Source organism: Streptomyces chlorus, assembly GCF_042655885.1.
Taxonomy (GTDB): Bacteria; Actinomycetota; Actinomycetes; order Streptomycetales; family Streptomycetaceae; genus Streptomyces; species Streptomyces chlorus.
This window is the reverse complement of sequence record NZ_JBHSOA010000070.1, coordinates 1-14,936: the sequence shown is the minus strand read 5'-3', so window position 1 is coordinate 14,936 and position 14,936 is coordinate 1. Positions and strand designations below refer to the sequence as shown.

The following is a 14,936-nucleotide window of genomic DNA, read 5'->3' as shown; positions in this document are numbered from 1 at the left end:
GGAGTGCCCACGACCGGGCGGACCGACTTCCTAGGAGCAGCAGATGGGAGCACCCGTATCCGTCGGCGTGGTCGCCCTCGATCCGGTACTGGAGGCCGGCACACATACGACCCTGCTGGCCTGCCCGGAACTGACCGTGTGCGAGCCCGCCGAGGCCCGGGTCGCCGTCCTCACCGTCGACCGCCTCGGCCCGGGCGAGCTGGACATGGTGCGCACCACCCGCGCCCTGAGGAACGGCCCCGCCGTCGTGCTGGTGGCCGGTGTCCTCGCCTCCGGCGACGCCCTGCACACCCTGGCAGCCGGTGCCCGCGGCCTGCTGGTGCGCCGGGACGCCGACGCCCCCCGCCTCGCCCACGCGGTGCTGGCCGCCGCCCGTGACGACTGCACCCTGCCACCCGGCCTGCTCGAACAGCTCCTGGACCGCCCGTCGGACCCCCGGCACGGCACCGGCGGCTGGACCGACGGCATGCTGTCCGACCGGGAGCGCTCGGTGCTGCGGCTGGTCGCCGACGGCCACGAGACGGCCGAGATCGCCCAGCGGCTCGCCTACTCGCCGCGCACCGTGACCACCGTGGTGCACGACATCACCCAGCGGTTCCGGCTGCGCAACCGCGCCCACGCGGTCGCCTACGCGCTCCGGGCGGGCCTGCTGTGACCGCGACCCTGACCGCCGCGCCCGCGGCCGCGGCGCCCATGGCGTCCGCTGCCACGGCCGGCGTGTCCGCTGCCACGGCCGGTGTGCTCCCGGTCCTTCGCATCCCGCCCTCGCGGGGCGCCGACCGGGTTTGCGCAACGGCCCGCCGCGCCGGTCTGGCCCACGCGGCGGAGCACGGCGGGCCCGGGACCGTCACCGTGGTGGCCGCCGCCGACGCCGCGCAGGCCCTGCGCGGCCGGCACGGCGCGGGCCCGCTGGTCCTGGTGTGCGACACCGTCGGCCGCGCGGGACTGCGGCTCGCGCTGCGGGCCGGGGCGGTCGTCCTGCGGGCCGCCGACCTCACCGAGGAGAGCCTGGCGGCAGCGGTGCGCCGCGCGGCCCATCCGCACCCGAGCATCCCCTACCCGGACCTCTCCCACCTGCTGACCAGCGGTTCGCGACCCGGCGACCCGGCCGCCGACGGCGGCGGCCGGCCCGCCCTGACCGCCCGGCAGACGTCGGTGCTGCGCCTCATGGCCGAGGGGCACGGCAACGCGGACATCGCCCTGCTGCTGCGCTGCTCCGAACACACCGTCAAGAACGTCATCTACGAGATCATGGCCCGCTTGCAGGCCCGCAACCGGGCCCACGCGGTCGCTCACGCCGTACGGCACGGCCTGGTCTGAGGCGGCGGAGCGAGCGACGCGGACGCGGGGGCGGGAGCCGTGACCACGGAGCCCCGACGGCCGCACGCGGGCGCCCCTCACCTCGCGCAGTCGCCGGCCCCTCGAGCGGTCGTCCATCCGTCCGGTCGTCCATCCGTCCGGTCGTCCATCCGTCCGGTCGTCCATCCGTCCGGCCGGTCATCCGTCCGGCCGGTCATCCGTCCGGCCGGTCATCCGTCCGGCCGGTCATCCGTCCGGCCGGTCATCCGTCCGGCCGGTCATCCGTCCGGCCGGTCATCCGTCCGGCCGGTCAGCCGGGGGGCGTGGGCAGCAACCGCGGCTCCATCCGCTCCTCCACGGCCCGTTCGCCGTCCCGGCGCACCACGTAGGCGGCCTTGTCCGGCTCCTCCGCCACCGCCTCGACCAGCTCGGTGCCCCGGTAGACCAGCCCCACCCCGTCGTCGGTGCAGTGCGCCGTCGCGAAGACGCCCTGGGCCACCAGCCGGTGGATCAGCGGACGCCGGCCCGCGTCGCTGTCGTAGTGCACCCCGTTGCCGTACGGCAGCAGGTCCAGCCCGTCGGTGACCGGGCGCAGTTCGGGGCCGAAGGAGTCCGTGGTGCCGCCCCGGAACCAGCAGATGGAACCCGCGCTCACCCCGGCGAGCACCACCCCGGAGCGCCACGCGCGCCGCAGGACCCCGTCCAGCCCGTGCACCCGCCACACGGCGAGCAGGTTGGCCACCGAGCCGCCCATCACCCAGACCACGTCGTGGTCGAGCACCGTGCCCTCGACGTCGTCCACGTTCGGCATCGGGAAGAGCTGGAGCGGGGTGAGGTCGAAGCCCGCCACCCGGGCGGCCTCGCCCACCCGCGCCGTGACGTGCTCGGCGTCGCCCACCGCCGTGCCCAGGTAGAGGACGCGGGGGCGTCGGCCGTGCACACCGGAGAGATCGACCGCGTGGTGGACCAGGGAGTTGAAGAGGACCCGGGTGCGCGCGCCGACGCGATGACCTCCGGAGGTGGCGACGATGGTGGGTTCCGGAGCGGTCACGCCGGCGATCATAGCGCGTCAACTCCTGTGCACTTGTGGGTTATTGGTGAAGGCGTCGCGTTCCCCGCCCATGTGAAGGGCGCGGGACCGCGTCAGGACGCCGCAACGCCACGACGGCGGGGACCGGGCCCGTCGGACCGGTCCCCGCCGTGTTCGCGCGTACGCCTCAGGGCGTATGCAGGGCCACCGCCGCCGCGTACCCCGCCGGCACCGGGACGTCCCGTACGGTCCACCCCGGTGCCGGGGCGGTCGGCAGCGGCCCGGTGCCCACGTAGTCCAGCGCCGGATCGCGCACCAGACCCGTGCCCAGGCCCTTGAGGTAGGCCTCCTTGCGCACCCAGGCCCGGGTGAACGCGGCCGGACGCTCGTGCGCGGGCAGCACCGCCAGCTCGTCCGCCTCCGCCAGGTGCAGCGCCGACTGCGCGCCGAGCACCGCCCGCATGGTGGCCAGCCCTTCCACGTCGACACCGACCGGTGCGGGGGCGAGCGCCACCATCACCAGGCCCCCGCTGTGGGACAGCGAGAAGTGCACCCCCGGCATGCGCAGGGCCGGCCGCCCGTGCGGTCCGCCGCAGCCCGCGCACGGCTCCCGCGTCAGCGGCAGCGCGTCGGCGGGCACGCCGAGCAGGGCGCTCAGCACGTCGCGCAGGGCCGCGTGCGCGACCACGTACGCGTCCCGGTCGCGGTCGTGCCGGAACGCACGGGCCCGGTCCCGTTCCTCCGCGTCCAGCAGCTCCCGCGCGTCCCGCAGGGTCCGCTCGTCCAGGGCACCGACGTGGGCCAGGTACAGCTCCAGCGGTCCCCTCAGCACGCGCGGGCCCGGCGCCCGCGCCCGGTGCCGCAGCCCGGACAGGTCCAGCACGGCCGGGCACAGCAGCCCGGACGGCGCCGGCGGCGGGGCGTGCGCCGGCGGGTCCAGGAGCCGGCCCGCCCGCGGCTCAGACATCCGCCCCGGCCAGCCGGCGGCGCAGGCCGGCCGGGCGCATGTCCGTCCAGATCACGCCGATGTGGTCCAGGCACTCCTGCCGGCTGCCCCGCCGGCCCTCCGGGTGCCAGCCGGCGGGCACTTCGCGGTCCGCCCGCCAGATCGAGTACTGCTCCTCGTCGTTGCGCACCACGAGATACACCTCGTCGGTGCCCGGGCGGGCCTCCTCGGTACCCGAGCCGGTCGCGGAGTGGGGTTGCGTCACGGTGAACCTCCCGCAGGTGATGGGGCCGGCCACAGGTCGGGGCCGACGCCGACAGCGTGCCGGGCGGCCCCCCGACCGGGGCAGGGACGAACGCGCCGAGCCCGCGGCGCGCGTTGCTGCCGGATCTTCTCTGGTGCCCTGCCGCCCCGGCGCGGGACGGTGCTGTACGCCCGGGGAGCCGGGCATCCCGGCGGCGGCCACGGCCCGGCCGGGCGGCCTCCCCGCGCACCCCCCCTTCCGGAAGGAGCACGTGATGTCGGACGAGCACGCACCGGTCCTGCTGCCGGGCGGAGGCTGGCGGCTCTGGGAGGAGTTCGCGCTGCGCGGCCCCGGCTTTCCCGCCGACGGCGTGCTGCGCCTGGCCCCGCCCGGACTGGCCCAGGCCGCCGACAAGTTCGGCCCCGGCACCGATCTGTCCGGACCCGAGTGGCGGGCCTTCGCCGAGGAGCTGTCGGCGGCCGCCGTGGACACCGCCCGCCACCTCCAGCGAGTCGCCGCCCAGCCCCGCTTCCAGGCGGCCCTCGCCTGGCAGAACCCTGCCGTCCTGCGCACCGGCATCGCCCCGTTCCTGCGCTGGACGCCGGGCGTGGACAGCCGCAGCAGCATGCCCCGCCAGCGCGAGGAACTGGTCGCCCACTACTGGCAGCGGTTCTGCGTGAAGAACGACACCATCGGCTTCTTCGGCCCCGTCGGCTGGGGCCGCTGGGACCTGTCGGCGCCGCACGCCGTCGCCGTGGACGCCGGCCGGGACTTCCTCGCCGCGCAGGAGGTCTACTTCTCCGGCTGGGCCATCGACGCCCTGGCCAAGGTGCTCGCCGAGGACAACGAGCTGATGCGGTGGATCCCGCCGCGCCGGGTGTCCTTCGTCCACTGCCAGGACGGCACGGTACGGATCCCGGGACGGCCCGCCCAGTCCGTCGGGGAGCTCCAGCAGGCCGTGCTGCTGCGCTGTGACGGCACCCGGCACCTCGCCGCCGTCGCCGCCGAACTGGGCCTGGAGAGCGACGACGTCGCCGGCATCGTGCGCGAACTGGCCGGCCGGCGCTGGGTGCAGTGGCGTCTGGAGGTGCCCGCGGACACCCACCCCGACCGGGCCCTGCGCCACATCCTGGAGCGCGTACCCGACGAGGCCGTCCGCGACCGGGCGCTGACGAAGCTCGCCGTACTGGAGCGCGGCCGCGACGCCGTACGCGACGCCGGGACCGACGCCACCGCGCTGACCGCCGCGATCGGCGCCCTGGAGGCCGACTTCGCCGCCCTCACCGACAGTGAGGCCCAGCGCGCCAAGGGCGCACGCACCGCCCCCTGCCGGGGACTGGTGTACTCCGACGCCCGACGGTCGGCCACCGCCACGGCCGGACCCGCACTGCTGGCCCGTCTGGAGCCCCTCCAGCTGTGCCTGACGGCCGCCCGCTGGATGACGAACCGCTTCGCCGACGCCATCCGCGCCCGGCTGCGCACCGTCCACGACCGGCTGAGCGCCGACGGCACGCCCGTGGACCTCGCCACCCTGTGGATGAACACCCTGCCCTCCCCGCATCCGGACGCCGGCGACCTGATCGACGCCGCCCAGGCCGAACTGCGCGCCAAGTGGGCCCGGATCCTCGACGTCCCGCCCGGTGCCCGCCGCGTCCGCCTGACCACGGCCGAGCTGGCCGACCGGGTGCGCCGGGAGTTCGGCGAGCCCGGCGACGGCTGGTCCCTCGCCCGCTACGTCAGCCCCGACCTCCTGGTCGTCGCCGAGGACGCGGACGCCCTCGCCCGCGGCGACGTCGACCTCATCCTCGGCGAGATGCACTGCGCGCTGAACACCATGGGCGCCTCCCTCTTCGTCCACCAGCACCCCGACCGCGACCGGCTGATCGCCGAGACCAGCCGCGACTTCCCCGGCCCGCGCCTGCTGCCCACGCTGCCCAAGGAGCTGCCCCTGCGCTGGTCCACCCGCAGCCGGCCCTCCCTGGACCGGCCCGAGGACCACCACGTGACCCTGGTCGACCAGACCGGCGACCCGCACCGTCCGAACTCGGTGCCGAGTGCAGACGTCCGCGTCGAGAACCGGGACGGCCGTCTAACCGCCGTACTGCCCGACGGCAGCGCCCACGAGGTCCTCGACGCCTACGCCAACACCCTCACCCAGCGCGTCATGGACCGCTTCACCCTCCGCCCCGAGGGTGAGCACACCCCGCGCATCACCGTCGACCGCATGACCGTGGCCCGCGAGACCTGGCAACTGCCCGTCTCGGAAGTCGACTTCGCCGACGAGAAGAACGAGGCCGCCCGATTCGTGCGCGCCCGGCACTGGCAGCGCCGCCACGACCTGCCCCGCTTCGTCTTCATCGTCTCCCCGACCGAACCCCGTCCGTTCTACGTCGACTTCGACAGCCCCGTGTACGTCACCATCCTCGCCAAGGCGGCCCGCCGGCTCGCCCGCAAGGACCCCGGGGCCCGCCTGAAGGTCAGCGAGATGCTGCCCACCCCCGAGCAGTCCTGGCTCACCGACGACGTCGGGCACCGCTACACCTCCGAACTCCGCTTCGTGGCCGTCGACCTGACCGTCACCGGCACGGAGGAGGCGTGATGCGCACCGTCGCCGACGACCTCGCCGCGCACGCCGCCCGCCACCCGGGGCGGATCGCGCTGGACACCCCCGCCGGTAAGATCACGTACGGCCGGCTGAACGCGCGCGCCGACGAGCTGACCCGGCTGCTGCGGGCCCACGGCGCCGGAGCGGAGACGGTGTGCGCCGTCGCCGTAGAGCACGGCGCCGACGCGGTGGCCGCGATGGCCGCGGTCATCCGCTGCGGAGCCGCCTTCCTCACCCTGGACGTGGCCCAGCCCCGCGAACGGCTGGCGGCCTTCGTCCGCGGGGCGGGCACCCGCCTGCTGCTGACCACCTCCGCGCACGCCCACGCACTCGACCTGGGCGTGCCCACGATCCTGCTGGACCGTCCGGGCGCCGAGTCGGACGGTCCGACCGCCGAGCCCGACGGTCCCGCCGCCGGGCCGGACCGTCCCACCGCCCCGCCGGACAGTCCCGCGACGCCGCCCCCGCCGGTCGACCCGCAGGCCCTGGCCTACGTCAGCCACACCTCCGGCAGCACCGGCGAACCCAGCCCGGTCCTGGTCGAACACCGCGCCCTCGACGCCTACCTGCGCGACACCGCGCGCGCCTTCGGCCTCGGCCCGGACACCGTGGCCCTGCAGACCGCGCCACTCGGCTACGACGCCTCGATCCGGGACACCTTCGCCCCACTGCTGGCCGGAGCCCGGCTGGTGATCGTGGAGCGCGCCCGGCTGCTGCGCCCCGCCGACTTCGCCCGTACCGTGCGCGAACACCGGGTGACCGCGCTGCTCAGTGTCACCCCGTCCTTCCTGTCCCACCTGGCCGGGCAGCCGGACCCGGCCGACCAGCTGGCCGGCGTCACCCTGGTCGCCTCCAGCGGCGAGTCCCTGCGCCCGTTCCTCACCGCCGGCGGACGGCGGGCGGTACCGGGCACGCTCGTCAACCAGTACGGCCCGACCGAGTGCACCATGACCACCACCCGCCACATCGTCCCGGCCGAGCCCGACACGACCGCCGACGTGGTGGGCGCGCCCCGGGCGGGCACGGTCGTCCGGGTGCTCGACGCCGGTCTCGTGCCGGTCCCCGACGGCAGCGTGGGCGAGGTGTACATCGGCGGCGCGGGCATGGCGCGAGGCTACGGCGGGTGCCCGGCCCGTACCGCCGAGTGCTTCCTGCCCGACCCCTTCGGCCCGCCCGGTGCCCGCCTCTACCGGACCGGTGACCTCGGCCGGTGGGGCCCGCAGGGCCTGACCTACGTCGGCCGCACCGACCGGCAGGTCAAGATCCGCGGCCACCGGGTGGACCCCGCCGAGATCGAGGGCGCCCTGCTGTCCCACCCGCGCGTCAGCGGCGCCGCGGTCACCGCGCACACCGACGACCGGGGACGGGTGTACCTGGCCGCCCACGTCACCGGCGACCTGATCGCCACCGCCGACGCGGAGCTCCGCACCCACCTGGCCCGCTCCCTGCCGCCGCACCTGATGCCCCGCCGGTTCCAGCGCCACGACGCGCTGCCCACCACCCGGGGCGGCAAGGCGGACCGTCGCCGGCTGGTCGCGGGGAGCGCCCCGTGACCGCCACCGGCCTGCGGCCGGCCGCGGCCGGCATCCTGCCCGGCCCTGCCGACGTCGCCGCGGCGGCCGCCCGTATCGCCCCCTACGTCCTGCGCACGCCCCTGCTGCGCGGCCCGGTGACGGCGGCGCACGGAACGGACCTGCTGCTGAAGGCCGAACACCGGCAGGCCGGCCACTCGTTCAAGATGCGCGGAGCCGCCAACGCCGTCCTGGCGCTGGACGCCGACCGGGTCGTCACCGGTTCGTCCGGCAACCACGGCATCGCCCTCGCCTGGCTCGCCCGCTCCCTCGGCATCCGGCTGACCGTCGTCCTCGCGGCGGGCGCGGTTCCCGCCAAGGCCGCCGTCATCCGCGCGCTCGGCGCCGAGACGGTCCAGGTGGGCGGGGGAGTGGCCGAGCGGGAGGAGCAGGCTGGCCGGCTCGCGGAGGAGACCGGCGCCACCCTCGTGCCCTCCTCGGACCACCCCCTGGTGGTGGCCGGGCAGGGCACGGTCGGCACCGAACTGCTCGCCGACGCCCCCGGCACCGAGACGGTCTACGTCCCGACCGGCGGCGGCGGACTCCTCGCCGGCGTCTGCCTCGCCGCCGCCGACCACCCGGTCCGGGTGGTCGGCGTCGAACCGGCCCTGACCCCCCGTTATGCCCGCTCCCTGGCCGAGGGGCACCCGGTCCAGCTGCCGCCCTGCGCCACCGTCGCCGACGGCCTGCGCGGCCAGCGGCCGGGACGCGTCCCCTACCCGATCATCCGTGACCGCGTCGACGACCTGATGGCCGTCGGCGACGCCGAGATCCTCGCCGCCGCCGCCCTGCTGCACCGCCTCGGCGTCGACGCCGAACCCAGCGGAGCCGTCGCCCTGGCCGGAGCCCTGCGCGCCGGCCGTCGCGAACGGGCCGTGGCCGTCGTCTCAGGCGGCAACACCCCCGCCCGCCTGCACGCCCTTCTCCGCCCACGCGCCGCGACACCCACGGAAACAGCCGTGGAAGCACCCACCGCGACAACCATCGAGGAGCACACACCATGACCGAGAACGCCGCGACCGTCACCCGCACCGCCGACCTGCTCGTCGAGATCTTCCGCGACGTGCTCGGCCTGCCCGACCTGACCGCGGACACCGACTTCTACGAGGCGGGAGGCGACTCGCTCACCGCCTTCCAGATCACCGGCCGGCTCGAGGAGGTCCTTGGCGCGGATGTGCCGGTCTCGCTGGTCTTCGCCTACCCCACGCCGAGGGACCTGGCCGAGGTCGTCGACGCCGACCACGGCCGCTCCTGACCCCCGCGGCATCCGCTCGCATCCACCGTGCACCCCACCGGTCCCTGGCCCCGGCGCGACCGCACGAGGACCAGGGACCGGCGCGGCGCGGCCCGCCGCGCACCCGTCCCTGCCCGGGCCCGCCCGAACCCTCCCTGTCCGCTCCCCGCCCTCACTTTCCCCGCCCGCACCCTCACTGCCGCGGTGCCCCCACCCGGCCCTCTCGTGCCGTCCCTCCGCCCGCCCGTTCCCCGCGCTCGCCAAGGAGAGCCCTGCCATGACCGAAGACCTCGTACCGTCCCTCGGCCGCTGGCGTCTGTGGGAGCAGTTCGCGCTGCGCGGTCCTGGCTTCCCCGCCGACGGGGTGCTGCGGCTGGCCCCGCCCGGACTGGCCGAGGCCGCCGACAAGTTCGACGCGGAGACCCCCCTCGACGGCGCGCGCTGGGCGGATTTCGCCGGCCTGTTCGCCGACGCCGCCGTGGAGACCGCGCACACCCTCCAGGACATCGCCCGCGCGCCGGCCTTCCGGGAGGCGGTGGCCTGGCAGAACCGCCCGGTCCTCACCTCCGGCATCGCCCCGTTCCTGCGCTGGACGCCGGGCGTGGACAGCCGCAGCAGCATGCCCCGCCAGCGCGAGGAACTGGTCGCCCACTACTGGCAGCGGTTCTGCGTGAAGAACGACACCATCGGCTTCTTCGGCCCCGTCGGCTGGGGCCGCTGGGACGCCGCGGCGTCCGGCGCCGCCGTCGACACCGGATCCAGAATCGTCGCCGAGTCCACCGTCTACTGGGCGAGCTGGGGCATCGACGCGCTGGCCAGGACCCTGGACGCCGACCCAGGCATGCGGGAGTGGATCGCCCCCCGCCGGGTGCCCTTCGTGACGGTGGACGGCCGCCGGGTCCGCGTGCCCGGCCGGCGCCCGGTGACGGTCCCCGCCGAGACCGCGGCCGTCCTCGCCCTCTGCGACGGCATCCGCCCGGCGCGGGCGATCGCCGCCGCGCTCCCGGACCACGACGTGCCCGCCGTCCTCGCCGACCTGGTTGCCCGCCGCTGGGTGGTATGGCGCCTGGACGTACCCGCGGGCACCCACCCCGACCGGGACCTGCGGGCCTGGCTGGAGACCGTCGGCGCGCCGGAACCGCGCCGACGGGGGCTCGCCGCGCTGGACCGGCTGGAGGAGGGCCGCGCGGCGGTGGCTGCCGCCCACGACGTGGACGCGCTGGTCGGCGCGCTGACCGGCCTGGAGCGGGACTTCACCGAACTGACCGACACCGCCGCCGTACGGGAGAAGTCCGCGTCGACCGCGCCGTGCCGGGCGCTCGTCTACCACGACTCCCGCCGGTCCGCGACGGCCCGCCTCGGCCCCGAGGTGCTGGAGGCGCTGCGCCCGCTGCGGCTGCTCATGGACAGCGCCGGGTGGCTCACCTCACGGCTCGCCGCCGTCGTACGGACCGAGACGCGCGCGGTGTACGAACGCCTCGCCGCCGAGGGACCGGTCGACCTGGCCGCCCTCTGGTTCGCGTGCCTGCCGGTGCTGCACGGCACCGCGCGCGCCACCGCCGGCGAACTCCAGGAGGAGTTCGCCGCCGCCTGGCGGCGCATCCTCGCGATCCCCCCGGACGCCCGCCGCGTGACCGTCCGTTCCGCGGACATCGAGGCGGCGGTGCGGGAGGAGTTCACCGGCTCCGGCGGATGGACGGCGGCCCGCTACCTGAGCCCGGACATCATGATCGCCGCCGACGGCGCCGAGGCGGTGGCCCGCGGCGACTTCACCCTCGTCCTCGGTGAACTCCACCTGGCCGCCAACACGCTGGGCGCCTCCCTCTTCACCCACCAGCACCCGGACGCCGACGAACTGCTCCGTCTCACCGACCGGGACCACCCCGGACCGCGCCTGCTGCCGTTGATCCCCAAGGAGCACCGTGCGCGCCTGTCCGCCCGGGTCCGGCACACGCTGATACGGCCCCAGGACTACCAGGTCGCCCTGACCGACTTCACCGCGGACCCCGCCCGCCCCCGGGCCGTGCGCAGCGCCGACGCCGTCGTCGAGGACCGCGACGGCGACCTCGTCGTCCGGCTTCCGGACGGTGCGCGATTCCCGGTGACGGACGTCTTCTCGCACGTCCTGACCACCCTGTCGATGGACCTCTTCCGCCTCCTGCCGCCGGAGAGCCACACACCGCGCGTCACCGTCGACCGGCTGGTGGTGGCCCGGGAGACGTGGCGACTGCCCGCGTCGGAGGCGGGGTTCGCCGACGACAAGGACGAGGCCCGGCGCTTCGTCCTCGCCCGGCAGTGGCGCGCCCGGCTCGGCCTGCCCCGCTACGTCTTCGTCGTCTCCCCCGCCGAGTCCCGGCCGTTCTACGTCGACTTCGACAGCCCCGTGTACGTCACGATCCTCGCCAAGGCGCTGCGCCGGCTGGCCCGCAGGGACCCACGGGGCACGGTCACGTTCACGGAGATGCTGCCCTCACCGGAGCAGACCTGGCTCCGCGACGACGAGGGACGCCGCTACACCTCGGAACTGCGCTTCGTGGCGTTCGACACGGAGGCGATGCCGACCGGGCACCGCTGAACCCCGACGACGTCGTCCGCGACCGGGACGGCAACCCGTTTTGGTCGCGGACGAGTTGTGAGAACGGAGGCGGGCTTCGCCGGTACTCGTCCTAAAGTGCCCGGATGAGCATGACGCCCGCACCCGGCTGGTACCCCGACCCGCACGCCCCGCACCTGGAACGCTGGTGGGACGGCACGGCCTGGACCGAGCACCGGCGTACCCCCGAGATCCCCGGCGGGCCGGTGCCGCCGTCTCCCGGTGGCTCCGGCAGCCGTACCCGGGTCATCGCCCTCGTCACGGCGGCCGTGCTCGTCGCCGCGATCGTCACCGGCGCGGTGCTGCTGGGTGGCGACGGCGACCCGGAGATCAGGACCGGCCCGACCACCGCACCGTCCTCCCACGCATCGGACGGCGCCGGCCCCACCCCGTCAGGGTCCCCCTCGGAGTCCGCGTCCGGACCCGCCGCCGACGACCCGGACATCGTCGAGGACCAGCTCAACGGCGTCACCTTCCCGCTCCTCGACGGTTGGGTGCGGCCGGAGAACGTCAGCCAGGACGATGTCGTCATGACCACCCCCGGCACCCACGACTGCCCGGGCGAGGGCAGCGTCTGCCGTCACGGCCTCGTCATGTCCCGCACGGTGACCGCGACCGATGAGAGCTCGCCCGAACTGCTCGCCAAGGAGGATGTCCTTGACGCCGCCGAGGACGCCTTCGAGAAGGACGCCCTCGACCAGAAGCCCTACGGCGGCATCGAGTCCCACAAGGTCGTGAAATCCGGCCCGGTCGCGGTGGCGGGCCGCGCCGGGTACTTCGTCCGCCGGCAGGTGACGACCGGCAAGGGCCCCGGCGGGTACGTGCAGTCGCTGGTCTTCCCCTCCACCGTCGGCACCGGGGCGCCGGTCGTCGTCCGCTACGTCTTCGAGGCGGGCGACGGCGCGCCGCCCCTGGCCGACATGGACCGCATCACCAAGGGCATCCGCGCGGCCGGCGACGCGGACCCGGGCGGAGGCGTGGGCAACAGCCTTGGCCCCACCCCCTGACCTGCTGCGGACAGGCCCTAAAGGAACGTCATGCCCTCGCCGCGGTACGTCGGTACGGTGTTCGTCACCGCGTGGCCCTCGATCAGTCGCAGTGCGTCGAACCGCTCGCACAGCTCGCCCGCCTTGGCGTGCCGGAACCACACCTTGTCGCCGATCAGCAGATCGTCGGCCGGCGGGCCCAGCAACGGCGTCTGCACCTCGCCGGCTCCCTCCTGGGGGTCGTAGCGCAGTCCCTCGGGCAGGCAGGGCACCGGCAGCCGGTCGGCGCCGGCCGCGCCGGAGGCCGGATAACCGCCGCCGAGCACCGTGACCACGCCCACGCCCGGCCGCCGTACGACGGGCAGGGCGAAGAGCGCCGCCGGACGCCCGGTGAACGACGTGTAGTTGTCGAACAGCCGCGGCACGTACAGCCCCGAACCCGCCGCGATCTCGGTGACCGCGTCCTCGCCGGCGGTGTACTGCACGCTGCCCGTACCACCGCCGTTGACGAACTCCAGATCCGGCACGACCTCCCGCACCGCCCGCACCACCGCCGCTCGCCGCGCGGCGAGCTCCCGCCGGGCGGTGGCCTGCATCAGCCGCACGGCCCGGGACCGCAGCGGCTGCCCGGCCACCGCGTCGCCGACCCCCGCGACATGACCCTCGTACGCCATGATCCCCACGACCTCGAACCCGGGGCGCCGGGCCACCGCGCGGGCCACCTCGGCGACCTGAGCGGGGGAGTGGAGCGGGGACCGCCGGGCCCCCACCCGCACCCGACCGCCGAGCAGCTTCAGCGAGGTGTCCAGCTCCAGACAGACCCGCACCACCTCACCACCGCCGGCACGCGCGGCGTCGATCAGGTCCAGCTGCGCCGGGTCGTCGACCATGACGGTGACGGCGGCGGCGAGCTTGGGATCGGCGGCCAGCTCGGCGTAACCGGAGCGGTCGGCGGAGGGGTAGGCGAGCAGGATGTCGTCGAAACCGGAGCGGGCCAGCCACAGGGACTCGGCGAGGGTGAACGACATGATGCCCGCGAAGCCGTCCCTGGCGAGCACCCGTTCGAGCAGGGCGCGGCAGCGCACGGACTTGCTCGCCACCCGGACCGGCTTTCCGCCGGCCCGGCGGATCAGATCGTCCGCGTTGGCGTCGAAGGCGTCCAGATCCACGATCGCGAGCGGGGCGTCGAGATGGGCGGTGGCCTGTTCGTAACGGGCCCGGTCGGAGGCGCGCGCAGTCATGAACGCAGCCTGCCAGACGGGTCTTTCGAACGGGTAGGGGACGTTCCGGGCAGATGCCGCGGGCCTGCGGACCGGTTCCCGTTCGGCCGGGGTCACGCCGTAGAGTGACGCGCACGCCCGGCGGCCCACGCCGGACAAAGGCCCGTGCCGGGATGAGGCTCCTCCCGTGCGGGTATCTGTGCCCGGGACGACTTCGTACCGGGTCCGGCGGCAGACACCGGCCCGCGGCGAGGAAACGGTCCGGGCACGAGGAAACGGGGGGTGCATGAGCACGGAAGCGCGGCGCGCCTCCCACTCTCCGGGCCTCACGACTCCTCCGCCGCCGTCCACGCCCCCGCGCCCGTCCCACCCGCCGGCCGGTGGGGACGAGGACACGCGTGAGCCGGACCGACGGCAGCCCGACGCCGGCACCGGGCCGCGTGAGACGCCCGCTGCGACGCCCCCCGGGGGAGCGGCGGACGGCGCCGCGCCGGTGCAGCCCCTGGGACGGACCTCCGGCGGAACCGGCGCGTTCGACGTGCGCCGGCCGGCCGCCGGCGCGGGCCGAGCGGAGGGCGGCGCGGGCCGAGCGGAGGGCGGCGCGGGAGACCCCCCTGTGCCCGCTCCCTCCTCCCCGGTGTCTCCCTCCGCCTCCTCGCCCTCGTCCTCGGCATCTTCGCCGTCCCGGCCCCGCTTTCCGAGTTTCGGTGCCGGTGGGTTCGGTGCCGGTGGGCAGGGCGAACCGGCGGGTACGGGTACGGACAGCACGCCGCCGCCCCCGCCGAGGGCGTCCGCCCGCTTCCCGGACATCCCGCCGACCGCGGGTCGCGGGACACCGTCCCCGGGCACCCCGTCGAACGGTCCGGCCACCGTGCCACCGCAGCCCACGCACGGCCCCACCCGCACCGGACAGCAACGGCCGGCCGAGCAGCGCTCCACCGAGCAGCGCCCCACCGCGGGCCGCGCGGACGCTCGCAGCACGGACGCCCGCAGCACCGGCGCGCGCCCCGAGACCCCGTCGGAGACGACGACCCGCCTGCGCCCGATCTCCGTACAGGCGTCCGCACCGGCCCGGCCGACCCGTCGGCCGGCCGTGCCGCCGCACCCCGTCACACCGTCCGGACCGGAGCGGGACGACGCGGTGCCCCCGGGCCCGCGGCCCGGCGCCGACGGGGCGCGCGGCCCCGGGCACCCGGCCTCCGGCGCCC

The 14,936-nt window shown here is 75.8% G+C and carries 12 protein-coding genes and 1 pseudogene; 9 read left to right on the top strand and 4 right to left on the bottom strand.

Translation table 11 applies throughout. The features are described from left to right. Positions 1 to 43 precede the first annotated feature (43 nt). Together ACFPZI_RS28280 and ACFPZI_RS28275 are read left to right on the top strand one after the other, a co-directional pair. Positions 44 to 655 (top strand): helix-turn-helix transcriptional regulator, encoded by a 612-nt coding sequence (locus tag ACFPZI_RS28280; RefSeq protein WP_381368687.1) that lies wholly within the window; start codon positions 44 to 46, stop codon positions 653 to 655. Beyond that, on the top strand, positions 652 to 1,320 hold the full coding sequence (locus tag ACFPZI_RS28275) for a response regulator transcription factor (RefSeq protein ID WP_381368684.1): 669 nt from the start codon (positions 652 to 654) through the stop codon (positions 1,318 to 1,320). The genes ACFPZI_RS28280 and ACFPZI_RS28275 overlap by 4 nt, the downstream gene beginning before the upstream one ends. 289 nt (positions 1,321 to 1,609) lie before the next feature. Here ACFPZI_RS28275 and ACFPZI_RS28270 read toward each other — a convergent pair whose 3' ends face one another. From ACFPZI_RS28270 to ACFPZI_RS28260, 3 genes are all read right to left on the bottom strand, one after another. Continuing rightward, complete coding sequence (locus tag ACFPZI_RS28270; RefSeq protein ID WP_381368681.1) at positions 1,610 to 2,350, bottom strand: Type 1 glutamine amidotransferase-like domain-containing protein; 741 nt, start codon at positions 2,348 to 2,350, stop codon at positions 1,610 to 1,612. A 166-nt stretch (positions 2,351 to 2,516) separates the two neighbouring features. After that, positions 2,517 to 3,296 (bottom strand): 4'-phosphopantetheinyl transferase family protein, encoded by a 780-nt coding sequence (locus tag ACFPZI_RS28265; protein ID WP_381368679.1) that lies wholly within the window; start codon positions 3,294 to 3,296, stop codon positions 2,517 to 2,519. Continuing rightward, complete coding sequence (locus ACFPZI_RS28260) at positions 3,289 to 3,477, bottom strand: MbtH family protein (RefSeq protein WP_381368980.1); 189 nt, start codon at positions 3,475 to 3,477, stop codon at positions 3,289 to 3,291. Before ACFPZI_RS28260 ends, ACFPZI_RS28265 begins: the two co-directional genes overlap by 8 nt. Positions 3,478 to 3,793: 316 nt before the next feature. Between ACFPZI_RS28260 and ACFPZI_RS28255 the strand changes: the two genes are divergently transcribed. The 6 genes from ACFPZI_RS28255 (at position 3,794) to ACFPZI_RS28230 (ending at position 12,529) form a co-directional block, all read left to right on the top strand. Then, positions 3,794 to 6,118: a lantibiotic dehydratase gene (locus tag ACFPZI_RS28255; RefSeq protein ID WP_381368676.1), complete on the top strand. Its 2,325-nt coding sequence runs from the start codon at positions 3,794 to 3,796 to the stop codon at positions 6,116 to 6,118. After that, positions 6,118 to 7,677, top strand: a complete 1,560-nt coding sequence (locus tag ACFPZI_RS28250) for an amino acid adenylation domain-containing protein (protein WP_381368674.1) — start codon at positions 6,118 to 6,120, stop codon at positions 7,675 to 7,677. Before ACFPZI_RS28255 ends, ACFPZI_RS28250 begins: the two co-directional genes overlap by 1 nt. Then, positions 7,674 to 8,699: a threonine ammonia-lyase gene (locus ACFPZI_RS28245; RefSeq protein ID WP_381368672.1), complete on the top strand. Its 1,026-nt coding sequence runs from the start codon at positions 7,674 to 7,676 to the stop codon at positions 8,697 to 8,699. The genes ACFPZI_RS28250 and ACFPZI_RS28245 overlap by 4 nt, the downstream gene beginning before the upstream one ends. Beyond that, the gene (locus ACFPZI_RS28240) at positions 8,696 to 8,950 is read left to right on the top strand and encodes an acyl carrier protein (protein ID WP_381217614.1); all 255 of its coding nucleotides are present in this window, start codon (positions 8,696 to 8,698) and stop codon (positions 8,948 to 8,950) included. Before ACFPZI_RS28245 ends, ACFPZI_RS28240 begins: the two co-directional genes overlap by 4 nt. A gap of 256 nt (positions 8,951 to 9,206) precedes the next feature. Beyond that, the gene (locus ACFPZI_RS28235) at positions 9,207 to 11,504 is read left to right on the top strand and encodes a lantibiotic dehydratase (protein ID WP_381368669.1); all 2,298 of its coding nucleotides are present in this window, start codon (positions 9,207 to 9,209) and stop codon (positions 11,502 to 11,504) included. 110 nt (positions 11,505 to 11,614) lie between these two features. Next, positions 11,615 to 12,529 (top strand): DUF2510 domain-containing protein, encoded by a 915-nt coding sequence (locus ACFPZI_RS28230; protein WP_381368977.1) that lies wholly within the window; start codon positions 11,615 to 11,617, stop codon positions 12,527 to 12,529. A gap of 17 nt (positions 12,530 to 12,546) precedes the next feature. Here ACFPZI_RS28230 and ACFPZI_RS28225 read toward each other — a convergent pair whose 3' ends face one another. Next, positions 12,547 to 13,749, bottom strand: a complete 1,203-nt coding sequence (locus ACFPZI_RS28225; protein WP_381368666.1) for an amino acid deaminase/aldolase — start codon at positions 13,747 to 13,749, stop codon at positions 12,547 to 12,549. Between the two features lie 850 nt (positions 13,750 to 14,599). Here ACFPZI_RS28225 and ACFPZI_RS28220 point away from each other — a divergent pair. Next, a pseudogene (locus tag ACFPZI_RS28220) lies at positions 14,600 to 14,936 on the top strand (hypothetical protein); the annotation flags it as partial.